The organism is Paenibacillus sp. FSL R7-0272, assembly GCF_037969905.1.
GTDB classification, from domain to species: Bacteria; Bacillota; Bacilli; order Paenibacillales; family Paenibacillaceae; genus Paenibacillus; species Paenibacillus polysaccharolyticus.
In genome coordinates, this window is sequence record NZ_CP150221.1 from 2,131,767 (window position 1) to 2,157,511 (window position 25,745).

Sequence of the window (25,745 nt, forward strand, 5' to 3'; positions counted from 1 at the left end):
AGAGGAGGGTCTTCATGTACAAGGAAAAAATCAGTGGTAATCAGGTTTTTTGGCTGATTTCCACGATGCAGATTGGTATGACCATCCTGCTTACGATTAATCCGTCCATTGCTGTTGCCAAGCAGGATGCCTGGATTTCCATATTACTCTCCAGTATGTTTTCCGTAGGACTTGCCTATGTGCTGACACGTATAAGCATTATGTATCCCAATGAGTCTCTTATCAGCTATGCACCTAAAATTATGGGCAAGTTTCTAGGGCATGTGATTATTTTGATCTATGTATTATATTGGTTTACGGTGCTAGGGATTATCTTGCGACAGTACGGCGATTTTATGATTGGCACCATACTTCAATTGACGCCAGTCATCATCCCTATTATCGGCATGCTTATTGTTGCGGCTTATGTAACGTATGCGGGTATCGAGGTCTTGGCCAGATGCAGCGAGGTACTAGGCCCTCTCATCTTGCTGGGTATTATGGTGCCCTTGCTCCTCAATATTTCCCAAATCCAACTTGATAACCTGCAGCCGATTATTATGGACAATACCTTTTCCGTGTTGCTGAAGGGAGCTTTGCCAACAGCCTCATTCCTAGGCGACAATATATTGCTCATGATGATTCTTCCTTTTGTGGCTGATCCACGAAAAGGGGTGAAGGGCGCTCTCCTAGGTTCTGTTATAGCAGGTCTCTTCACCTTACTTTCAGCGATGCAATGTATTGCTATCTTTGGTTATTCTACGGCATCCAGACAGACCTATCCGTTTCTTAATCTGGTACGTTTTATTTCCTTTGGTTTCCTGCAAAATCTCGATGCGATCGTCGTTGCGATCTGGATCATGGGGATTTTTATCAAGGTGTCTTTATATCTGTTTGCAGCATCTTACGGGACTGCCCAGTGGCTAGGGGTTAAACGTTGGCGGAGCTTCATCTTTATCGCATCTCCAATTGCCATCATACTATCTATGCTGCCACGGAACTTTGTGGATAGCTCTATTCTTTTTCCGAAGCTTGTAGCCGTACCGTTTAACCTGCCCGTTGTTTTTATTCTACTTCCGCTGTTGTTGTGGATTGTGGCAATGATTCGTAACAGGCAGAACAAGGGGGTGTGAGATAGTGTAAATGGAGTCCCCCCTGAAATAATCATCGTGATGATGCTGTAGCGTATCCGATGGATCGCAGGAGGGATTTGGTTTGGAAAATATGATTATGGTGTAGCCTGTTCAGCAGTTGCAGGTGCCGTGGTTTTGCGAACAAGTCCCGGAAGTGATCTCAAATAGAAGAAACTGACGGCGACTGTGCATATAGCGAGTGTCAGATGAAGCCATGTCACATTGATCCACACAGGGAAAGCCAAGCTGATCGTTCCGAGTGCCAGAGAATGGCCCAGCATCATAACGGGTTCAATGAGTGAATTCACACGTCCCATATTCTGAGGCGGAACAAGTTCCGGAAGCCAGCTACCAAGTGCAATGTTGATAGGAGCAATGGCGATCCCTGCCAGCAGAATAATAACGAAATAAAGCTCCACACGAGGTACGAGGCCCAATCCTGCCAGGAACAGGCTTGCTAGAAATAGACAAGTGATCAGAATGGGTGTTCTTGTGTAACGCCGAATCAGAATGGGACCCAAAATACTGCCGATCAAGAAACCAATCCCCATAAAGACAGTGACAAGGGATGAATGGACAACATACTGATCCGGGCTAAGTTTGTACTTCATTGAAAAGATTGGAAGGACGGAAAAAACTCCGTTAACTATACCAAAAAACATGAATCCACTAATTAAAATCAGCAGAAGCCGGTTATGTATAATATATTGAAGCCCCTGCCAGAAGTCTTGGATGACAAGAGAAAATCGCAGATCACGTACACGGTTTTTTCCGTTCGGCATGCGTGCCTGTTCGGGAAATTTGGCCCAGGCGAGAAGGAAACCAGATAACAGGAAGCTGCACAAATCCACGATAATAGCTCCCTCGATACCAATGAAATGGTATGCCGTTGCTCCCAGACTCAGTCCAAAAAGCATAAATACACCTGAGATGATCTGAATAAGTCCAGATGCGTGAACGTACTGATCTTGACCGATGCTACCTTGGAGAAGTCCCATTTCGGCCGGTCCGAAAAATTTGGAAATGGAACTACGCAGAAAAAGAATCAGAAAGCACATAAACAACACGTCATAGTGAACAAAAAGTAGCAATAACAAGGTTAACAAAGCTCTGATCCAGTCACTGTATGTAGCAATATGTTTACGATCAAAACGGTCTGCGACGACTCCAACAATCCAGAAAACGGCTAAGGTTGGAAGGGAATACATAAGCTCTGCCATACTGGCCAAAGACGGCTGGTTACTGAAACGATCCACCATATAATAAGCGAACGCCATATTTCCAACGACATTTCCCAGCTGCGAAGTGAAGGTTGCCAGAAAGAGTTTCAAGAAAGTTGGATTACGGAAAAGTTCCTGCATTAGTTTTCCTCCGAATGGTCAGGTTCGTGAATCATTACGGGGTGTAACAGTGTTTTCAGATACGCGAGCAACGCCTCAAACTGCATGCTTGTTTTAGCCTTTTCGGTACCTACCGTGATGGAGTGTGTCATGATTCCTTCTTGATACGATGCAGCGAGTCTAGAAATGTCCATCACGTCCATGTCAGTCGAGAATTCTCCTCGCTCTACGCCAATCCGAATTAAGGTTGCGAACTGTGCAACACCCGAATTGTAGCGCTCAATCAGTAAGTTCCGGCGTTCTTCATCGCGTGAGCCAATCAGAGAGTATTCATAGAAAGCAGATTGTAGTCCCGCATTCGGGAAACGAAGCAGATCCTCTAATTGCTGCGTATAGAGATCCTGGATAATTTTCCAGATGGATGACGAAGAGTGAATCAAGGTTTCGATGTGTTCTTTGTACCGCATATCTTGCCAATGAAGCAGTGCCTCGAAGATTTCTTCTTTGCTTTGATAATATAGATAGATCCAGCCTCTGCTCATACCGGCCTCTTCGACGATATCTTTTAGCGTTGTTGCCCCATAACCCTTGTATTCAAATGCACGTTTCGCTGCTTCAAGAATTTGCAAAGTCCTTAGTTCCTTCTGATCGTCGGATAACTTTGGAGACATCGGATCAATTCCTCCTTTTCTTAAAAATGAATCACGATTTATTATAATATAAATGACATGCAGTTCATTTTGCAATGGGTAAAAAAAATAAATTGATCTGTTTAAGGCAGTGTTGATATAATGTGTTCAAATGTAAAGAAATTGTATTATAACCCTTAAATTTCAATTATGATTAGACGATTAAATCATGTAACAACGTAAATTGAATATCGAATATTGTCGAATATCTGGTTCTGAGGGGGATGTTATGCACACGGCACTGCTGTTTCCAGGTCAGGGATCGCAATATATAGGTATGGGACAGGAGCTGTTTTCCAGTTCCATAGTAGCCAAAAGAACGTTTGAAGAGGCCTCGGAGATCTTGGGATACAGCGTATCGAACCTTTGTTTTCAAGGGAGTCTGGCAGAGTTAACCCGGACCGATTACGCACAGCCGTGTATTTTGACGGTTGGCATCGCTGCCTTTCGTGTGTTAATGGAGAGAATGGAACGTGAGCCAGTCTATTTGGCAGGGCACAGTCTTGGAGAAATTACAGCGCTTACTGCTTCGGGAGCATTACATTTTGCAGATGCCATTCGCCTTGTCCGTTTTAGAGGCATGTTGATGCGAGATGCCCAGAAGAATAAAGCAGGCTCCATGATGGCTATCCATGGGCTTACCCCTCAAGTCATTGAGAAGGAATGCCTTGAGCCTGAATATCGAGGCTTGGTGGTCATTTCCAATCTGAATTCCAGTCGCCAAACTGTCGTTTCCGGTCAAGTGAATGCGCTTACAAAGATAAAGGAACGCTTTATTGACTTAGGAGGTCATGTTACATCGCTCCAAGTGGGTGGTGCCTTCCACAGCCCATTCATGAAAAATGCGGCCATGCAATTGTATGATGAACTTGGTCGCATCCCTTTTCATTCCATGCGCTATTCCGTGCTTTCCAATGTTACAGCACTTCCTTATCCTTCTGTGACTTGCATCCCCTCTTTTTTGTCGGAACAAATGGTAGAAAGAGTCCGCTGGCAGGGATGTGTGCAATTCCTAATGGAGAGGCAGGTTAACAACCTGATCGAGGTTGGGCCAGGCAGCGTGTTAAGTAATATGTTGCGAAGAGAGAAGCTTGATGCATGTATGATCCAGTCTATAGACACAAAGGAGAATCTGCAGAAGCTGATAAAGGAGAGGATGCCTAAGGGGACGGGAGCAGTCTCCTATGCCCGTTATTTAAAGGCGGCACTTTGCGCCAAAAACTACAATATTCACGGGGAAACTTCGGATTATCTGGAAGAGGTCGCGGGGCCGTTTCGGGAACTGGAGCAACTTGCTAGGGCAGGCGATATTGCAGGCGGTAATGCTAAAGCACTCGAAGCGTTACATCACATTTTGGATTGTAAGATGACTCCTGCTTTACAACGGGGAGATATTCTCAGTCATATAGCTGAAGAAGGAGTGGTTCGGCATGTTTAGCACACTCAATGAGGCCCTGAATCATCACACTGTTATGGAAGAGCGAGGGATCACCTTTATTGAAGGAGAATCCCAGAGCGAATTTTGCAACTTTGCGGAGCTTTATCGGTCCTCAATGTCTGCCCTGCATCTTCTAAGGAAGAACGGAGCAAGTGAAGGATCTGAAGTGATTTTGCAGTTGGATAACACCCGTGAATTCCTCGTTATTTTCTGGGCATGCCTGCTGGGTGGGTTCATCCCTGTTCCATTGACGGTGAGTAAAAATGAAGAATCGCTGGCCAAAACGTTACGTGTAACCAGTGTTCTGAACCGTCCCTTTATTGTAGCGGAATCGCGGCATGTGGAAGAACTTCGTGAGCATCTGTCCCGCATTCCAGATCGAAATTGTGCTCTACTGAATATCCAGGATCTGATAAACCAGAACCTGGAACATCAAGAGCAACCTATTTCTGCCCACCCTGACGATGTTGCCTTTATTCAGTTTTCTTCGGGTACAACGGGAGAACCCAAAGGTGTGAAACTGACACATCGCAAACTTCTCGCGAACATTTATGATCTGGAAGAACGTTTGGGAGCCACCTCAGAAGATGCTTTTCTAAATTGGATGCCACTGACTCACGACCTCGGCATGATTATGTTCCATTTGCTCCCGCTCGTGGCCGGGTTGAATCAGTATCAGATGCCAACATGGCTTTTTATAAGACGGCCTGTTCTCTGGTTGCAAACTGCCAGCCACTTCAAGGCAACAATGCTCGCTTCGCCTAATTTCGGAATCAAGTATTTCTTAAACGCGTATCACAAAGCTGCGAACCAGCGCTCTTTTGATTGGAATTTAACTCCAATTAAAGCGATCGTGAACGGTGCAGAACCTATCGATGTGGACGCATGTCGACAATTTTTAGATGAGATGGCCGTTTTCGGACTTGACGGGAAATCGATGAAAATGGGATATGGCATGGCTGAAGCTTGTGTGGCGGTATGTATTCAGGAGCAGAACGAAGCTTTCACAACGTATTATGTCCGTAGAGATAATCTCAGTGTCGGGGACCAGGCCGTTTTTCTATCAAGTGAGGATGAAGCAGGGCTGGCACTCTCTGGAACGGGAACCCCGTTACGAAATAGCCAGGTGAGAATTTGTGATGATTCTGGTCGTACGCTCCCCAAGGGTTATATCGGATATATCCAGATCAAGGGTGCGAATATTACAGACGGATACTATAACAATGAAGAAGCGACCAACAAACTTTTTACGCCGGACGAATGGGCTCATACAGGTGATCTGGGCTTTCTAATCCATAATCACCTGGTGTTTACGGGGAGAACCAAGGACATCATCATCATTAACGGCTCCAACTATTATCCCTATGATATTGAACGCATTGCAGAGGAATGTACGGATCTGAAAATCAAACGAATGATTGCTTGTGGAGTATATAACGAAGCTACAGGCACGGAAGAGGTTGTATTGTTTGTCTTGTACAGAGACAAGCTGGAAGAGTTCGGACGTCACGCGGATCAGATTCGCAGACATGTAAACCATGTGATGGGTATGCATCTAAGTGTTATTCTACCGATTTCCAAGATACATCAAACGACCAGCGGCAAGTTACAGCGTTATAAATATATTGAAAAATATAAAGAAGGAGCATTTCAGAAAGTCGAAGACGAACTAAGCAAGTGGCAGGAAATGCGGGAACAGGAAGCGTTGGTGCATAGACCTAAAGATGCGACGCAACAAGCGCTGTTTGAAATATGGAGCAAGCTGCTTGGCAAGAAATATTTCGGAGTCCATGACAGCTTTTTCGAGATAGGTGGGACTTCGATTCTCGTTATTCAGATGCTTGAGGAAGTAGACCTTTTATATCCAGATGTCATCACACTAACTGATATTTTTGCCTATCCTTCTGTGGAACAGCTCGCACAGCTGATTTCCAGTTCAGATGGATTGTCAAAAAAGGAGATACCGCTCCAAGCAGTCCAGTTGGAAGCGCCGTACTTCGAAGCGGAGTGGAGCGGAGCAGAGAATCAGTACCGTATGGTGATGTCCTCGTCGCAACGAGATCGATTCCAGACATTTTGTCACGAGTTGCAAGTTGCAGACGAAGCGGTATGGCTTGCCCTTTTTTCGAACGCTATTTATGAAATATCGACCGGACCTAAAGTGACCGTGCATACCATGATGGACGGAAAAGGCTGGATTGTGCCTTTTCACGTGGATTTTGCGCAAGTTGAAAGTATAGAAGATTTGCTCGTCCTGGCTGGTGCGAAGAAAAAAGTGGGTGAAGCAGAAGTGTACCATACGAGAGATATTGAAAGACATGTGACTCGCATTGAACCTGGATATGTCCGCTGCCTGTTCGCACAAAAAGGGTGGTTGCATACAGAAGATGCCCTTCATAACGTATTTGACATGATCATGGAGTGGGAGGACTTAAAAGATACATCAGAGCTTTTTTTCCGCTACAACCCTTCCAGAATGAACGGGGTTCTTATGAAAGAGTTGTTCCAGACAGTTGCGGACTCCATTGAGTCTCTACTGAGTGTTGATAGGTTTACCAACATTTCGGTATCACAGTAAGTGAGAAGGGGAGAGTCGATGAAAAAAAGTTTGTTGCCTCGCCGTACGAAAGAAGATCATATTCCAGCTGCGGTTATTGAGGAGCAGTCAGGTAAGGATATCGCGGTGATCGGCATGTCGCTCAAAGTCCCTGGTGCGGATTCACTGGATCAATTCTGGAGCAATCTGTGTCGCGGTGAAGATTGGATTCGTGAAGCTCCAAAGGTCAGAATGTCAGAGGGGGGAATAAAGGCACCACGACGTGGTTATTTGACCGAGATTGACACGTTCGATGATTTTTTCTTTCGTATCCCGCCTAAAGAGGCAACGTTAATGGACCCGTATCAAAGGTTGTTTCTTGAAATTGCATGGAGTGCGATTGAGGATGCAGGCTATGGCGGTGAGCGCATAAAAGGAAGTCGGACTGGTGTTTATGTCGGATCAGGACATGAAAACGAGTATAAACAAATGATCTCTTCTTACAATACAGATCTGTTGTCGGCAGCGGCAGTAGGTAACATGTCCTCCGCTATAGCGAGCAGAATCAGTTATTTGCTTGATCTTAAAGGTCCAAGTTTGGTCATTGATACGGCCTGTTCTTCATCGTTAATGGCTGTTCATCTAGCTTGTCAGGCACTGCTGTCCAGGGAATGTGACATGGCTATCGCTGGAGGCATTCAATTAATTCTAGATCCACAAGCCGAACAGCCTCAGATCGGCATTGAATCCCCTTCGTCTAAAGTCAGGGCGTTCGATGAAGAAGCTGACGGGACGGTAAGAGGAGAGGGCATGGGTGCTATTCTGCTTAAACCTTTGTCCAGGGCCATTGCGGACAATGATCTTATATACGCCGTAATTAAAGCAAGTGTCTCCAATCAAGATGGTAAATCCATAGGCATTACGTCACCTAACCGGTCGGCTCAAGAACAGCTTCTTATTCGTGCTTGGGAGCGTGCAGGTATTCATCCGTCTTCCTTGTCCTATATCGAAACGCACGGTACAGGAACACCCATAGGCGACCCGATTGAGGTTCGTGCTATCCATAATGCGTTCCGTCTGTATACCGATAAAGTCCAGTTCTGTGCGATCGGCTCACTTAAGCCCAATATCGGACATTTGTATCATGCCGCTGGCATTGTTAGTTTTATTAAATCAGCGTTGGCGCTTCATCATGAACAGCTTCCGCCTTCGCTCTATTTTGAAAAGCCCAACCCGCAAATCGAATTTGCGAATTCTCCTGTATATGTCAATGCTCACTTATCGGATTGGAGGAGAGGTTCGGATGTACGCCGATGCGGAGTAAGCTCTTTCGGTATGAGTGGCACCAATTGTCACGTTGTACTGGAAGAGGCAAGCGAAAGAAAGTTTGTTCTTTCGCCGAATACAGAGAACGGACCTTCCTTGTTCACTTTATCTGCCAGAACGCTAACCTCTTTGCGGTCTCTGATCGATAAATATCGTCTTTTTCTTCTTACATCTGACCCACAATCTTTTACAAACATTTGTTATACCTCGAATATTGGTAGAGGCGTGTATGAGTACAAACTTGCAGTAATAGTACATCACCATCAAGAGTTACGGGACAAGCTGGCATTGTTGCAGTACGAGACTTTCGCCGGGCAATACGTTGAATTGGCGGAGGGAATCTGGTTCGGTGGACCTGAACAGGACGGCTCTTCAACTTCCTCCGACCTGAACTTGAACGTTGCGAACCCAAGTCTGGTAGATGTTCATGTCTTGAATCAGATCGCTACCCAGTATGTTTGTGGTCAACCCATCGATTGGAAAGGTCTCCATGCTGGAAGCAACAAGCGTGTAGTTTCAGTTCCGACATACGCATTTGATCGACATCGGCACTGGATTGTTCCTGTGATGGTGGAAGAGAGCAGTGGGGGAGTACCCCACAAACCGGAGGATAAAAAGGAGAATTCAACGATGGAACATCGGGTTGTCCAGAGCGCAAATATTCATTTTTTCACAAGCGCGGTACAGGAAATGATATCGAATATTTCAGGGTACTCCCCAGAAGACATCGGGATAAATCGAAACTTCATGGAGCTTGGCATGGATTCTATTTTGCTGGTCAATGTCAAACATGCAATCAAAAATGAATTTGGCGTAGATATTCCGATGCATCTGTTTTTTGAAGAGATGTCTACCGTCGCTGAAGTAGGGAAATATATTGCCAGTCAATCTCAGCAATTGCCAGAGTCTCCGATTCTAAACGGGCAAACAGAGGATAATGGAGTGCCTCAGGATGCCGTACTTTTGCAAAATGTATATGTACATCCATATGCATCGTCATCAGAGGAAGAGCGCGAATTGAGTAATCTATCCGTAGCAGGTTCAGGTCTGGAGGGCATTGTACAGAAGCAACTGGACTTGATGACTCTCCAACTTTCCATGCTACAGGCAGGTTCGGCGGGATCGGAAACTTCTGCAATTCGTTTGTCGGCGGCGACGGCGGTACAGGCGAATAAATCGGTGGAAAAAGACTATTTCGACAATTCGACGGATAGCCAGAGCGTGCCCTCTAATCTTACAAAAGAACGTGTGCAGACCAATCGGCCCTACGTCCCGTTCCAGAAGCTTGAAACGCATTCGAAGACAGGATTGAGCCCTGTGCAAGAGCATTTTATAGACGAATTTATTTCCAGATATACTGCCAAAACAGTTCGATCACAGCTTCATACACAAGCATTCCGTAAATTGGTGGCCAATAATCGCAATGTGGCAGGTTATCGCCCCTACTGGAAGGATATCGTCTATCAGATCGTTGTTGATCAGGCCGAAGGATCTGGCATTACGGATATCGATGGGAATCGCTATATTGACTTGACGATGGGCTTCGGTGTGAACCTGTTCGGCCATCAGGTGTCTTTTGTTAACGAAGCAATGCAAGAGGCTATGCAAAAAGGAATGTGTGTTGGCCCGATCAATGCAGCGGCTGGTCAGGTTGCGTCTGCCTTGCATCAATTGACTGGCGTAGAACGTGCTGCGTTTTTTAATTCCGGGACAGAAGCGATCATGGTTGCCATGCGTTTGGCTCGAGCGGCTACAAACCGAAGAAAAATAGTGATCTTTTCAGGTTCTTATCACGGTACTTTCGATGGTGTTTTGGCTATGAGTGCAGGACTTGGAGGCAGTAGCACACCAATCGCTCCAGGGATTTTGCAAGGTATGGTGGATGATCTGATTGTCCTGAATTACGATCATCCCGAATCACTGCGGATCATCGAACAGCGTGCTGGAGAGCTGGCAGCAATACTTGTAGAACCGGTACAAAGCCGTAGGCCAGACATTCAGCCAACCGCTTTTCTCAAAAAGCTGCGTTCGTTGACCGCCACAGAGGGCATCGCTTTGATTTTTGATGAAGTCATCACTGGATTTCGGATTCATCCTGGAGGTGCACAGGCATGGTTCGGCATTGAAGCCGATATGGTGGTCTATGGCAAGGTGGTCGGTGGAGGTTTGCCGATTGGCATCGTCGCTGGAAAAGAACGATATTTGGACGGCATAGACGGAGGGATGTGGTCTTTTGGGGATTCCTCGTTCCCTCCGCATGAAGAACGGAGAACATTTGTAGCCGGAACGTTCTGCCAGCATCCGTTGGCTATGAATGCTGCTCTGGCAGTCCTGCAGCGGTTGCAGGAGGAAGGTCCGGCCCTTCAGGAGCAATTGAACAGGAAAACGGCGGCTTTGGCAGACAGATTGAATCATTATTTTGCAGAAGAACTGGTGCCGCTTGAGATTGTGCATTTTGGTTCCTTGTTCCGTTTTGTGCAAAAGTCTGATCTGGAGCTTCTGTACTACTTGTTAATCGAGAAAGGAATTTATATTTGGGAAGGCCGAAACTGCTTTTTATCCACAGCTCATTCGGAAGCGGATATCGATCGTATTGTAGATGCCGTGCAATCAAGCGTAGAGGAATTGCGAAGTGCCGGATTCCTGCCTCCGAGTTCACCGACCTCGCCGGGAGGCGGGAGAAAGCAAGCCGGTAAAGCATTGACCGTAGAAGTGGGGAGACAAGCCGAGCCCCATCCGCTTACATCGGAACAGACGCAACTCTGGTTTGCATCTCTGGCCAATGACCATATGAGCGATGCTTACGTGGAATCTGTTGTACTTCGTTTGGAAGGAGCAGTGGATAGCGAAAGGTTACGGGAAGCCGTTCGTTATGTGGTCCAAAGACACGGGATGTTGCGAACCCATTTTTCTAACGATGAAGGGTTGTATTACACGGAGCTGTTTGAGAATGTAGCTTCGAAAATTATGTTTGAAGAAGCGGAAGATATAGAAGAGTCAAAGGGTTTGCCCAGATCCATTCAACAAAAATGGACCCATGGATTTGATCTGTCCAACAGTCCTTTGATCCGCTTTTGTCTGTTACATCATGGACAGCATCAGTATAGACTCATCATGCAAGTGCATCATTTAGTAGCAGATGGCTGGTCCATTGTTCACATTTTGAAAGAGATTGCCGGATATTACACGATGCAAAATCGGTTGCAGTCTCCTGACCCTGTATTGTTTTCTGCATTTGCACAGTGGCAACATAATCTGCCGCTGGAGGAGAAGCAACATGCTAGGGCGTTTTGGACTAAACGACTCTCCGCTCCGAAGCCGGAGTTGGTTGTATCTGCTAGACTCGCTTCGGAGTCTGTCTCACTCTATCCGGGAATGCGTCTGTACAGGAACTTAAATACTGAATTCACGGCAGAGTTGAGGGCATTTGGCAAAAAAAAGGGTGTCTCCTTATTTATGCTTATGCTTGCGGCATACAACATGCTGTTATCTCGAATTTCAGGTCTCCAGCAGATCACGGTTGGTATTCCCGTGGCTGGTCAGCTCCAGATGGGGCTGCCACAATTGGTGGGTCAATGTGTCAACTTACTGCCCTTTTCAAGCCAGTTGCCAGCTAAGGTAGAACTATCCGAATACGCGACACAAGTAAGGAGCGAAATGCTTGAGCTACTGGAGCACCAACGTTGCTCTTACGTAGATATCGTTACAGCGCTAGTCACGGAAGGAGAGTCTGTTTATCCTCCAGTCATCAACACCATTTTCAATTTTGACAAAACGCCTGAATTTCACTTCGAAGACCTGAGAGTACAGCTTGAGTCGTTTCCGCCATCGTCCTTCAAATACCCGATCAGCATGAATGTTCTTGAGGTGGATCAAGAATTGGTGCTGGAATTAGATGTGGGGGATGGAGTATGTGGACGGGAAGAGGCCGAAGGCTGGCTTGAAACATACACCTTATTACTGGATACGCGTGAGTCCAAAGTATGGAAGGAAGGAGAGGCAGAATCAAAGTCTCGGTGTAGTAAAATACATACTTTGTTATCGACACCATCGTTTGTTTCATCCGAGAAGCTTGCTGCTTCCCTTAATCCGTACAGAAATGATCTCACTGCCGAGCAAGCTCGGAAAAACGTAAACGATAGAGCTGCAGGGTATACCCCTCCGGTTACGGAAATGCAGATCAGGATTCATCGGATATGGCTTGAAATGATGAAGCTGGAAAACGCCGGCATTCATGATCATTTCCTGGCGGTGGGTGGTAATTCACTTGCAGCGACAGTCATTACGGCCCGACTTCAGGAAGAGTTAGGGATCAACGTTCCGCTAAGTCTGTTGTTCCGCCATCCAACGATCGCCGAGTTAGCACAGGTGTTGGACGATGTTCCCACGGCTGAATCCCTTCGGATTCCGAAGGCGCGTTCAGCCGATTGCTACCCACAGTCCGCTTCTCAGCGTTCGATCTTTGCTGTAGAGAAACTGGGTAGAGCAGGTACGGCCTACAACGTCACCGGACTGATCACTGTGGAGGGCTGGCTTGACCTACAGCGCTTGAAAGTGGCGGTCAACTTGCTGGTGAAAAGGCATGAATGTTTGCGAACCATTTTTGATCTGGATGAAGACGAGCCGGTACAGCGTGTGGTCAGTGAGTCATTCATGGAAATTCCCATGCATTTGCTGGACAGTGATACGACGGAGGAGATGATCCTGCGTACGATTCGGCCGTTTGACCTCGAACAAGCACCGCTGATGCGGATGGAGTACTGGACTGAGCAAAAGGAATCTGGACGGCAGTATTTGCTGATGGATATGCACCATCTGATCGCAGATGGACTTTCAGCGAATCTGCTACTGGAAGAGTTAATCCAGTTGTATGACGGTCAAAGTTTGCCGACAGTCACGTTGCACATGAAGGACTTCACCCAATGGCAGTTGGGCCGCTTCGGCGCAGGAGATATGAGGGAAAGCAAGAAATACTGGGCTCAGCAGTTCAAGGACGGAATACCGCGGCTGGATTGGGGAATTCATCATCAGCGACCTTCTATACGCAGTTATGAAGGAGAAAGACACGGGTTCAAGCTACCTGACGAAATCCTGGCACGTATCAAGGCATTTGCCGCGGCTGAGAAAGTCACGTTATATAGCTATTTTCTAGCTGCATATAAGGTGATGTTGTCTAAATATTCCGTTCAGGAGCACATCATGGTCGGCACAACGGCATCGGGACGGTTGTATTCGGATATCGAACGGACTCCCGGTATGTTCGTCAACACCATTCCGTTGCGAAGCGATCTCTCGGGCAACCAGTGGTTCTCCAAGCTGGTCCATGAAGTGCAGGTAAATGCGTTGCATGCATTGGAGCATCAGGAATATCCGCTGGAACAATGGATTGCTCTCGGGAACGAGGAGCGGGATTCGGGTCGGAATCCTTTGTTTGATGCGGTCTATGTTTACCAACATCAGGCTCTTTCTATCGAGCCGCAAATAAGTGGTGGCGTCAAGTTCACGGCTTCCGAGTACAAAAACAGAATGGCCAAGTTTGACCTGACACTGGAAGTTGTAGAGAAACAAAATGAACTGTATCTCGATCTTGAATATTGCACGGCAGTATTTCACCCTGAAGCTATAGAAGCAATGGCTGGACACTTCATTGCCATTTTGGAAGCTGTGTCCCGTCAACCTGACGTTTCTATCTCGGAAATCAGCATGCTCCATGCTTCGGAAACCAAGCAGTTGCTCCATGAATTTAATGCAACGGATAACCAACGGCTCCTTGATCAGCCGATATTCGTTTTATTTGAAGAACAAGTTCAACGTACACCTGATGCAATAGCAGTATCTTGTGCAGGCGTGCAACTCACCTACCTTGAGCTTAATATGAGAGCCAATCAATATGCTCAGGTGTTGAAGGAGCAGGGAGTGCTGCGAGAGATGGCCGTTGGCCTGGTTGTGAGACGATCTCCCGACCTGCTGGCAGCCATCTTCGGTATATGGAAAGCAGGTGCCTGTTATGTGCCGATCGATCCATCGTACCCGAAAGAACGTATCCGTTATATATTAGACGACTGTAAGGCACAGTGGGTCATTGCGGATGCAGCCTATGAGGAATTGTGCAATTTTTCGGGTTCAGTAATATTGACGAAGGAAGTGCACGGAAACGTACCTTTAACACCAGTGAACCTCGAACAGATTGCCGGGCCTGACGACCTGGCCTACATCATCTATACATCAGGTTCTACAGGCAAGCCCAAGGGCGTTATGGTAGAACATCGAGGTTTGACCAACTACATTCGTTGGGCAGATCAGACCTATGTACGAGGGGAAAAGATTTGTTTTTCGTTGTATTCATCCATTTCATTTGACTTGACGGTAACATCGATGTTTACACCCCTATTGTCAGGGAACCAAATTATTATTTATTCGGAAGATGTGGACTTTGCGCTTGAACGGATTTGTGAAGATGGTGAAGCGGATCTCATTAAATTAACGCCTTCCCATCTAAAACTCCTGTCTCTCTATAACACAAAAGGATCAAGCTTGAAGCGTTTTATCGTAGGTGGTGAAGCATTTGAGAGCTCTGCGGCAGCGGATATTATCTCTATGTTCGGTCCGCATGTTGAAATTTACAACGAGTATGGCCCTACTGAGACGGTCGTTGGCTGTATGATCCATCAATACGACCCAGCTGAACCATATAGCGAGGTGCCTATTGGCTGGCCGATTGACAATATGCGGTTATATGTTTCCGATGAACAAGGGAATTTGCAGGCGAAACATCTTCCCGGAGAACTGTGCATTGCCGGTATTGCCGTAGCCAGAGGATATGTGAACCAGCCTGAGCTGACCGAGGAGAAGTTTGTATCGGACAGGTTCCATGAACCGGGCAAGGTTTACCGTACCGGAGATCTGGTGCGTTGGTTGCCAGCAGGTGGAATGGAGTATCTAGGCAGAATCGATGAACAAGTTAAAATTCGGGGTCACCGCATTGAAATGGGAGAGATTCGCAATTTGCTTCTCGCATATTCATCTATTCGAGAAGCGGCAGTGATTGTCAAAGAGACTGAAAGTAGCGGAAAGCGTTTGTGCGCGTTCTATGTCTCGACAGAAAGTTTGGAGATTGCGGAGCTGGAAAGGTACCTCTCGACGTATCTGCCTCCATATATGTTGCCGTCCGAATATATTCGTTTGGATCGACTTCCGCTTTCTGCCAATGGAAAGGTAGATATCAAGAAGCTGCCTGTTATGTTGGCAGAGCCGATTCCGTTCGAGCATCCATCTCTGGTTGAAATCCCTGGTGAGGCGGAGTTGTTGCAGGCATGGCGTGAAATACTCAGAGCGCCTGATGCCAGCAGAGATGATCACTTTATGCGACTTGGCGGGGATTCGATCAAGGCGATACAGATTGCGGCTCGTATGAAAAAGTGTGGATATCGGGTTGAATCGGCTGAAATTTTACGTTTGAAAACGGTGAGCAACATTGCCCCAATGCTTATAGCGTTGGAAGAGACATCCCCCCGTAAAACTTCAGGGTCTGTAGAGGGTGATGTACCTCTGTCGCCTATTCAACACTGGTTTTTCAAGCAAAATTTTACCGAAATGAATTATTGGAATAACAGCGTGACGCTGATTAGTGTTACGAGGTTTAGCGAACTGTTTGTCAGAGAATCACTCCGATTACTCACGGTTCATCATGATGCACTGCGAATGACATTTAAGCGAAATGGCAACCACATTCAGCAATCTTGTCAACATTCAGACCGGCAGGCTTTTGCATTCCAAGTAGCCGAGTCAATAGAGGAGACGAATAGCGAGCAATTCAAGGCTGTCAAGGAACGAATGATGGAAGAAATGCACCGGGCAATGGAACTGGAGCATGGACCATTAGTACAGGCGGGCCTCATCCAGGGGTCAGATCGGGACGAACTAATCTTTACGATTCACCATTTAGTCATCGACGCCATATCCTGGCGCATTTTACTGGATGATTTTTATGATATCTACATTGCTCTCGAACAGAATATCCAGCCAGTTCTGCCTTCTATATCCGATTCTTATAAGGATTACGCACAGAGAATGCATACGTATGCTGCTACTGGTGAATGGAAACATGAAGCGCAATATTGGAAGAATGAAATGGCGCGACCAGTTTCGTCGCTTATTGGGAACGGGATACACACGAAGGGTCAGGTTCGAGATAGTGAAGTGGCAAGTCTTTATTTTACACAAATAGTCACTACGACCCTCGTACAATCGGCGACCGAGCGATACGAGGCGGATACCGCGTCTTTGTTGCTTGCTGCCTTAGGTACTGCAATGGAGGCAATGGGTGTTCGAGATGGTCTATGGGTCAACATGGAGGGACACGGCCGGGAAAGTTTCGGTGAAGCTGTAGATTATTCACGAACAGTCGGCTGGTTTACATCGCATTACCCGATTTATCTGGATACTTCAGTAGCCCAAATGCCACACCTTTATGTTGCACAGCTTCATCGTGAGTTGCAGCGTATCCCTCACAGGGGTGCTGGATATAACGTAATGAAGTACATGCTGCCTGAAGCAGTGACCAGATCATTCCATGGATTTGAGATTGAGCCACAGATTTGCTTCAACTACCTTGGTGAAATGGATGACCGTGGTTATCAAAATCTGTTTCGGCTTTCGCAGCTTCCGATGCACGGAACAGAGAGTCCAGATGCGGTCCGCCCGTTTGCAATCACTTGCAATGTGCTCTTATCGGACGGGCGGATGCTGGTGGAGTTTGATTACAATAAACATCAGTTCCAAGCAGAAACCATCCAGAGAATGTTGCAAGGTTTCCTTAATGGTTTGCAAGACATGATGTATGCCGGTGAGGGAGAGATAGTTACAGAAAAGGAACACGATGGATTTCAGCTGGTACCTTCTGCAGAAAGGGAGGTCCTTGAGCAGGTAGCGCCTTTTCCAATGCTCAAAGCTTATCCGCTGTCACCTATGCAGGAAAGTATGTTGTTCCATTACCTTCGGTTTCCGGATTCCACGGCTTACGAAGAGCAATGTGTCATTCATTTGCAAGGTGACCTTGACCCAGAACGGCTTAGAGACTGCTTTCAGCAGGTGGTTAATCAACATGACATTCTTCGTACATTTTTTGCCTTGCGTGGGCTCGAACGCCCACTTCAGGCAGTGGCGAAGTCATGGAATCTTCCCTTTGAGTTTATGGATTGGACGGCGGAATATGGCGGATGTGAGCCCGAGAAGCTTCAACAATATCTTCAACAAAATCGTGAACGGCGCTTTAATCTATTTGGTGAGGTCCCTCTGAGAGTAACACTTATTCGATCAGACGATAACGCATATAGTCTGGTTTGGAGCTTTCATCATATTTTGCTTGATGGGTGGAGTGTAGGCCTTCTTCTTAGTAGCATCTTCGATCTATATGCCGATCTGCCTGATGTACAATCACTTGTTTCAGCGCCGCACTATGGGGAATACATCGGGTGGCTTGAAGGGCGAGATCCTTCTGTGGCTGAATCGTACTGGGCAACGTATTTAACGGAATACCGAAGTAAAAATGTGCTACCACGGTTACATGGATCAAGTGGTGAGTATGTACGGGAGGAACTTACCCGTAACTTGCCAGAAACGCTCCAGGAAGCACTTAAGCAATTATCCGCCGAATACGGTTTGACGCTAAATATTTTGTTTCAGGCTGCTTGGGCGACGGTATTGCAGAATCTCAACGAAACTGAAGATATGATCTTTGGCGCAGTTGTATCGGGCAGAAGTGTCGAGGTACAAGATATCGAGAACATGATGGGGCTATTCATTAATACGATTCCTGTTCGGGTAAAGTCAGCATCGGGTACCTTTTTGGAACTCGCATCACAACTTCAGTGGGAACAGATGGAGAAAGAACCCTATTCCCATATTCCACTATCTTCGATCCAAAAGTCTGGCGGCGGGGCAGTTCTGGATCATATCCTTGTTTTTGAAAATTATCCGCTGGAACTGCAGCTTCCTTCCGGACTGGAAATGGTAGATTACGATTTACATGAGTATACAAGCTATGATTTTAACCTGATCATTGAGCCGCATGAGAACTTCCTCATTCGATTTGTTTACAATAATGCCGCACATAGAGTAGAAGAGCTGGAAGATTGGATGAACTGTCTGTTCATTGTTCTCAGTCAAATCAGTGAAAATCCGAATGTGTTGTTGAAAGATCTTTTCCCGGATGAAATTGTAACGAGTTCAGATGAAGGAGAAAGTCTAATTAAATTCCATTTCTAGACAACCAGGGGGATGAAGTGACATGGATCGAACGTCGCAAAAAGAGGCTGTTTCCGCACAGGAACTAAGATTGCAAAAGAAGCACTGGGTAAAAAAAATGCTGACACTCAAAACGGAGGAAACGTTGTTCACGTCATCCTTTACACCTCAGCATGAGAAGTCCGCTGTTCAATCCTACCCGTTTGAGTTGGCACAGAATGTAAGCGAACGGTTGCGCACCATGAGCGGGGAATCCAAAGAAGCTCTGTTTTTGATTTTACTGACAGCTTTAAAGACTCTTCTGCACAAGCATACCAGCAGTGATTCGCTTACCGTTGCTTACCCGGTGAACAGAATACAAGACACAAGCGAACGTTCGCCGGAGCCAAACTGGATTCCACTCATCGACCATTCCCCGAAAGGCTGTACTTTCCGGGAATGGCTAAATGAACTTAAATCGACATATATCGAGACAGTCAAACACAGTGATTATTCGATGGACCGCCTTGTAGACGATATGAAGGTTGTCCATGACCGGGATTACGCTTTTCTTCAACATATTCGTTTTTCTATTCAGGGGATGTACAACGTAACAGATGTAGAGAGTGAGACGCTGGGCATGCGGCTTCATATGTATTGGAGTCAGGACAAGCTGTGCGGTGTGTTAGCCGGCAATACCCGCTTCTTTAACACCGCTGATTTGGAGCGTTTTGCGAAACAGTACGGGGTTATCATTGAACAATTAATAGAGAACCCGGATCGTCCGGTGGAGGCCAGTGGTTTGCTTGCTGGACTAGAACGCGACCGATTGTTGAACGAATATGCAACAGGGCCGCGCCGGACCTATGGTTCCAGTGTAATGGGTTTGTTTGCGGAGCAAGTCCAGCAGACACCAGAGGCTACAGCCATCGTGACATCGGATGCTTCGATACGTTATGCAGAGCTGGAGGAAAAAGTAAACCACTGGGCTACTGCATTGATTAAAGACGGAACAAAGCAAGGGGATATCGTAGGACTTTACCTTGACCGAAGCCTGGAGACGGCCATTGCAATCTTAGCCGTGTGGAGGGCGGGGGCGTGTATTTTGCCAATAGATGTGCAGACGCCCGCAGAGCGAGTTCGATTCATACTGAAAGATGCCGGGGTAAATCGTCTGCTCACACAGGCCCGTTATATTAGTCTTTCTTTGTTCCAAGACGTGGAACGATTACTTTCGTGTGAAGACCTGGATACAGCAAGTGATGATGATGAGGCATTGAACCCCATCACGGCCGAACTGCCAGCTTATATCATATATACTTCAGGAACTACCGGGAATCCCAAAGGGGTAGTCGTATCTCATGGAGGACTGGTCAATTCAATCGCATGGAGAAAAGAAGAGTACGCATTGGGAGTAGAGGACAACACGATCCAGCTCTTTTCCTATTCCTTTGATGGCTTCATGACAGGATTCTTGACCCCGCTTGTGTCGGGAGCAAGTCTCTTTATGGCTACTGAAATTCAGGTTAAAGATCCACTACGCCTGAAGCAATTGCTTATCGTATATCAGATCACTCATTTTATATGTGTGCCTTCGTTGTACCGCCTGCTTTTGCAACAGATTAAACCGGAAGACAAACTGTGTGTGCACCTTATTACGCTTGCAGGGGAGAGTGTCTCTCCTGCACTGGTTCAGGAAAGCAGAGAACGGCTTCCGGATGTGAAGATATACAACGAGTATGGTCCTACTGAATCCAGTATCGTCGCTCTCTGTAAAAGAGATGTGGAACAGGGAGAGAAGGTGACGATTGGTCGTCCGATATCGAACATGCGTGCATATATTCTCGATCATTGGAACGAGCCTGTTTCGCCGGGAATCGTTGGGGAACTTTGTTTGTCGGGTCCGGGTCTGGCTCGCGGTTATCTTAACCAGCCTGAGCTTACTGATCAAGCTTTTGTACCCAATCCGTTTATTGCGGGTGAGCGACTATATCGGACTGGAGATCTGGCCAAATGGACGGAAGAGGGGGAGATCTGTTGTCTCGGGCGCAAGGATGCTCAGGTGAAGTTAAGAGGATATCGGATTGAGCTTCCCGAGATTGAACAGTGTCTTCAGAGCTACCCAGGTGTTCAAGCGGCAGCGGTTGTATGTGAGGAAGAAGAAGGCATCCCTATCCGATTGATTGCTTATCTTCAAACCGACGACATCAAGGCTGTTGAATTGCGTGATTACATGGCAAGAGAGTTGCCCTTCTATATGCTTCCGGCGCGCTATTATCGACTTCATCAGCTTCCGCTGTCCGAAAACGGAAAGTTGGACAAGAAGGTGATCTCTTCCATGGATTTTATCAACCTGGATGTTGAATTCCGAGAGCCGGAAAATGAAACGGAACAGAAGTTATGTGAGATATTTGCTGATGTTCTTGGATTGAAGAGGGTATCCGCAGATGAGAATTTTTTTACTGCAGGAGGACATTCCCTTAAAGCGACGATGCTGATGTCCAGAATTCAGAAAGAATTCCGTGTGGAGATCAGTGTAGATCATATTTTCGAAAAGCAGACCGTCAAGGCGTTAGCGGAAGTAATTACTTTAAAAGAAATCAATGCTTGTCTGGCGATTTCACCTGCAAATCCGGCGTTGCATTATCCTTTATCTTTTACGCAAGAGCAGATGTACACGCTGTTCTGTAATGATCCGCATTCAACCGCTTATAACATGCCAGAGGCTCTTGTTATCGAAGGGGATTTCGACGATCAGCAACTTCGGTATGCGCTTGAGGAACTGACGAAGAGACACGAAATTCTTCGAACGACTTTTTATGCAATCAATGGTGATCCTGTTCAGGAAGTACACGATGAGAACGTCGTCTCACTTGAGTATTCTGAGCAGGCTTCAACGGATCTTGAAGAAACGATAAGACAATTTATCCGTCCATTTGATCTGGCAAGACTACCGTTATTTCGAGCAGGAATAACGAAGATGGGGCCGAGAAAACATCTGCTTCTGATTGATCTTCATCATATCGTAGCTGACGGAGCCTCCATTGGCATATTCATCTCAGAATTGGCGAGCATCTACAATGGAGATTCATTACCGGAGATCAAACTTCACTACAAGGATTTCTCGGTATGGCAACATAAACAGAAAGAGGATCGTGCATTTCAGGCTCAGGGGCAGTATTGGACAGATCAGTTCAAAAACGGAGTTCCCGTGTTGAGTCTGCCGTATGATCACCCTAGACCGAAGCTTAAAGGTTTGGAGGGTAGTAGAATTAACTTCACCGTTGATGCGGCTCGCACGTCGTCTCTGAAGAGGCTCGCTGCCGCAAATGGCGTTACGTTATTCATGTTGCTCCTGACAATGTACCAGACCATGCTCTCCAAGCTGTCCGGACAGAAGGAACTGGTCGTTGGTTCGCCAGTCTCTGGCAGAACACAGGCTGATCTGGAACACACGATGGGCATGTTTGTAAATGTGGTTCCCATCCGTGCCGAGGTGTCACCGCAATTACGTTTCACGGAGCTCCTGACTCAGGTAAAACATACGGCGCTGGGTGCGTTTGAGCATCAGGCGATACAATATCAGGATTTGGCACGGAACTTGGGATACACGCCAGATCCCAGCCGTAATCCGATGTTCGACACGATGTTTGTCCTTCAAAATATGGCTGAGAATCGTTTTGATTTTAGAGGACTGCATTTCTCACATGTTGGCTTCGAGCAAACGGTGTCCAAATTTGATCTTACTTTAGCCGGGTTTGAGGGCGGGGATGGTGTGTTGTATTTCGATTTGGAGTACTGCACCCGTCTTTTCCAGAGGGACAGCGTACTGCGTTATGTGGACTATTTTATGCATATTATGCAGACCGTTATAGAACATCCGCAGATACTGGTATCGCAGATGACGCTGCTACCCCAAGCTCTTTTGCATGAACAATGGAAGGGACTTAACAGTAAGAATCGATATGATGCACCTGACCTGAATCTACTGGAGCAGTTCGCCCAGCACGCCAAACGATCTCCCCACAAGGAAGCTTTGTTGTTTGGGGATTCACATATGACGTACGAACAGCTGGACACACAGTCAGAACTATGGGCAAAATGGCTTCGCTCAAGGGGCGTGGGCCTGGAAGATGTCGTAGCGGTCAGAATGGAGCGTTCCTTTGAACTTGTCATTGCGTTTCTGGCGGTACTTAAGGCAGGAGCGGTATATCTGCCAATCGATCCGGAATTTCCGGCGAATCGCACATCATACATGCTTCAGGACAGCGGAGCAGTGCTAATGATTACGGATCAGGCAGATACACAGCATACCGCATATCATATGCCTGTTTATCTGCCTCAGGATATGCAATTTACCGATGTGAACACAAACAACGCATTGCACAGACCACAAAGAAACAATCTGGCTTATATTATCTATACTTCAGGGACTACAGGCAGACCTAAAGGTGTGGCGCTAGAACATGCAGGACTAGCTAATCTTTCGACACTCTTTATCTCTACGCTCGGAATACAGTCCGAAGATCGCATTCTTCAATTTGCTTCTTGCTCTTTTGATGCTTCAATATGGGAGTTTGCCATGGCATTTACTACCGGAGGAACACTGTGTTTAGTATCAGCAGAGACCATTGCTGATCCGGTTCACTTCGAGCGGTACGTGGAAAAGGCGAATGTTACAGTTATGACGCTTCCGCCTCCTTACATGGCACGTTTGCAACCTGAGCATTTACCTGGTCTTCGCCTCATGATCACAGCTGGTTCAGAGCCGTCATCGGCCATGCTGTCGACATGGAGCCAGCATATGCGCTGTGTGAATGCTTATGGACCAACCGAAGCATCTGTATGTGCAGCGATATGGGAATATCAACAAGAGGCCGATATGTTATCTGTGCCTATTGGATACTCCATCCCTCATAGCAGACTGTGCGTTGTAGATGCAGAACTGAACCCACTGCCTGTCGGGGTGTCTGGAGAACTATGCATCGCAGGTACTGGACTTGCCCGGAGTTATTTGAATCTGCCGGAAATAACTGCGAGACAGTTCATCTCCTCAGACCTGCCAGGGTTTGAACGGATGTATCGCACGGGAGATTTAGCCAAACTGCTACCAGATGGCAGGATGATATACCAAGGCAGAATGGACAATCAGCTTAAGATCAGAGGATACCGTGTTGAACCAAGTGAGATTGAGGCACGACTGCTACAAATAACGGGTATTCGTGAAGCCGTTGTATTGCCTAGACTGTGGGAAAATGAAAATTCACTAGTAGCCTATTACACGGGTGACCATGCACCAGCATCGCGCGAACTGAAGATCGAGCTTACGACTGTTCTTCCTCATTATATGCTTCCCTCATTCTTGGTGAAGCTGGACGGGCTCCCTGTGACGTCAAATGGCAAAGTAGATCATGGTGCACTTCAACGTTTGGAACTGTTGCAAGAGGCAGGGGAGCTATCCCGTATGCCTGAGAATGAACTGGAGGCAACGATCGTTCGTGTGTTTGAACAAGTCTTGAATGTTCATGGAATCGGAACCGATGACTTGTTTCACGAATTGGGTGGCGATTCTATCTCGGCAATGAAAGCCAGCTTTTTGTTGAAAGAGCAGGGGTTGGCTCTGGATGTGAGAGACTTGTTAGTTCATCAATCTCCTGTTGCTCTAGGGAAACGGTTACTTCAAACTACATCTGAAGATGATCAGCAGCTTCAATCGGAAGGTTTACCAGAACGAATATCAGGTGGAGCGAAGACATTCGGTTCACATCAGAAGCAATTGCAACAGGTTTTGGGTGATAAGGAACGGAAACAACTGATGGCTGCCCGTGCAAGCATTGCAGACCAACAAGAGGTATACAGAAGACAATTGGCCGCAGAGGCGGAATTGGCCATATTGCCTCTTACCGCTTCCCAGTCCACACATCTCGGACGTGTAGAAAACGTTGGTGTTGTTCTGCATTTCCCTGCCGACAAGACATATGAGGATATCCATCAAGCCATTCATGGATTGGTGCAGGAGCAGGAAATGATGAGGTGTTTGTACAATGGCACTATGGCCAACAGTTGGAGCTTGCGGGAGCATCCTGCCGGATATAAAGTACCACACGTCAAACTTGAGTCAACCTGCTCCGAAGCAGTAATGGAACAATTGGTTTCGGAATTGTACTATGACAGATTTGAAGAGGATGGACCAGACCGTTTGTTGTACCGAATGGTAGTCATTGAGAACAGCAGAACCGGAGCGAAAGTTTTGGTGTACTCTTCTCATCATGCTTTATCCGACGGGTTAAGTTGCAGTTTAATTGCTGAGGTATTAACAGGGGCGGCATCCACGTTGCACGGGGGAAAACATCCTACCCGATATCGTGATTACCTGCGACGGATCGAGGAGGGGCCGATCGGAATCAGCTTTATGGAACTGGAGCGTCGCTTCGAACTGGGAACGTATCGTCAGCTTCTTCTAGGCATGAGTAACAAGCTCGCGGAGTTCCCGGCCCAGAAGAGCACATCGATCACGTTAGAATGGGAGCTTGCAGGAGGAAACCCGGAGGAAGGCTGGCTGAAGGTGCTCGGTTTGCTAGCGGTTTTTGGGCGGGAATATCTTGAACTACAGCAATTGCCTGTACAATTGGTCAGCAGTGGAAGACGATATGGGGAGCATACCTATTATCATCTTGTCGGTAATTTTACGGACTATATTCCATTGGTGCTGGATACCCATTCCCCAGCGGAGCAACTCTTGCAGCAAATTCAAGCATTGAATCAAACGACTTCCGCTCACCAGATCCGGTTCACTGATATGGAAGATCAAGGCACAGGCAAGGGGATTCTGCTCAATTATTTTGGAGCTATACAAGCGGAACCAGAAGATAACGTCATACCTGATGGGGGACCTTCTTTTGCAGAAGCGGCTGATCATTATGGAATCTATTTCTACGTCAGACATGTCGGTTGCAACATGCAAGTGCATATCGCTCTTCCATTCGAGACGAGTGCCGAAGAACTGGAGAAGAAACTGACAGCAGGAATGATTACGGTGCAGTAGCTCAAATCACTAAAACTTTCTTGAAATCTCCGGGC

The 25,745-nt window shown here is 46.7% G+C and carries 7 protein-coding genes; 5 read left to right on the plus strand and 2 right to left on the minus strand.

Going from position 1 to position 25,745, the window contains the following annotated elements; translation table 11 throughout:
* The first annotated feature begins 14 nt into the window (after window positions 1–14).
* Window positions 15–1,112: an endospore germination permease gene (locus tag MKY23_RS09540; RefSeq protein ID WP_186811649.1), complete on the plus strand. Its 1,098-nt coding sequence runs from the start codon at window positions 15–17 to the stop codon at window positions 1,110–1,112.
* Window positions 1,113–1,207: 95 nt separating this feature from the next.
* Here MKY23_RS09540 and MKY23_RS09545 read toward each other — a convergent pair whose 3' ends face one another.
* The gene (locus tag MKY23_RS09545) at window positions 1,208–2,473 is read right to left on the minus strand and encodes an MFS transporter (protein WP_154958128.1); all 1,266 of its coding nucleotides are present in this window, start codon (window positions 2,471–2,473) and stop codon (window positions 1,208–1,210) included.
* The gene (locus MKY23_RS09550; RefSeq protein ID WP_154958127.1) at window positions 2,473–3,123 is read right to left on the minus strand and encodes a TetR family transcriptional regulator; all 651 of its coding nucleotides are present in this window, start codon (window positions 3,121–3,123) and stop codon (window positions 2,473–2,475) included. Before MKY23_RS09550 ends, MKY23_RS09545 begins: the two co-directional genes overlap by 1 nt.
* Before the next feature lie 247 nt (window positions 3,124–3,370).
* On the opposite strand from MKY23_RS09550, the gene fabD reads away from it, so the two are divergent.
* Genes fabD through MKY23_RS09570 form a run of 4 tightly spaced genes read left to right on the plus strand, consistent with a single transcriptional unit; the run spans window position 3,371 to window position 25,710 of the window.
* Complete coding sequence (gene fabD / locus MKY23_RS09555; protein ID WP_339837509.1) at window positions 3,371–4,579, plus strand: ACP S-malonyltransferase; 1,209 nt, start codon at window positions 3,371–3,373, stop codon at window positions 4,577–4,579.
* Window positions 4,572–7,157 (plus strand): AMP-binding protein, encoded by a 2,586-nt coding sequence (locus tag MKY23_RS09560; RefSeq protein WP_339837512.1) that lies wholly within the window; start codon window positions 4,572–4,574, stop codon window positions 7,155–7,157. The genes fabD and MKY23_RS09560 overlap by 8 nt, the downstream gene beginning before the upstream one ends.
* A gap of 18 nt (window positions 7,158–7,175) precedes the next feature.
* Complete coding sequence (locus MKY23_RS09565; RefSeq protein ID WP_339837515.1) at window positions 7,176–18,707, plus strand: amino acid adenylation domain-containing protein; 11,532 nt, start codon at window positions 7,176–7,178, stop codon at window positions 18,705–18,707.
* Window positions 18,708–18,729: 22 nt separating this feature from the next.
* Window positions 18,730–25,710 carry an amino acid adenylation domain-containing protein gene (locus tag MKY23_RS09570; RefSeq protein ID WP_339837517.1) on the plus strand — a complete coding sequence of 2,327 codons (6,981 nt, stop codon included), beginning with the start codon at window positions 18,730–18,732 and terminating at the stop codon, window positions 25,708–25,710.
* The last annotated feature ends 35 nt before the right edge of the window (window positions 25,711–25,745 follow it).

Bases quoted from the DNA above. Each gene is read 5' to 3' on its own strand.
- fabD (WP_339837509.1), top strand. From the start codon at position 3,371: ATGCACACGGCACTGCTGTTTCCAGGTCAGGGATCGCAATATATAGGT.
- MKY23_RS09570 (WP_339837517.1), top strand. From the start codon at position 18,730: ATGGATCGAACGTCGCAAAAAGAGGCTGTTTCCGCACAGGAACTAAGA.
- MKY23_RS09545 (WP_154958128.1), bottom strand. From the start codon at position 2,473: ATGCAGGAACTTTTCCGTAATCCAACTTTCTTGAAACTCTTTCTGGCA.
- MKY23_RS09560 (WP_339837512.1), top strand. From the start codon at position 4,572: ATGTTTAGCACACTCAATGAGGCCCTGAATCATCACACTGTTATGGAA.
- MKY23_RS09550 (WP_154958127.1), bottom strand. From the start codon at position 3,123: ATGTCTCCAAAGTTATCCGACGATCAGAAGGAACTAAGGACTTTGCAA.
- MKY23_RS09540 (WP_186811649.1), top strand. From the start codon at position 15: ATGTACAAGGAAAAAATCAGTGGTAATCAGGTTTTTTGGCTGATTTCC.
- MKY23_RS09565 (WP_339837515.1), top strand. From the start codon at position 7,176: ATGAAAAAAAGTTTGTTGCCTCGCCGTACGAAAGAAGATCATATTCCA.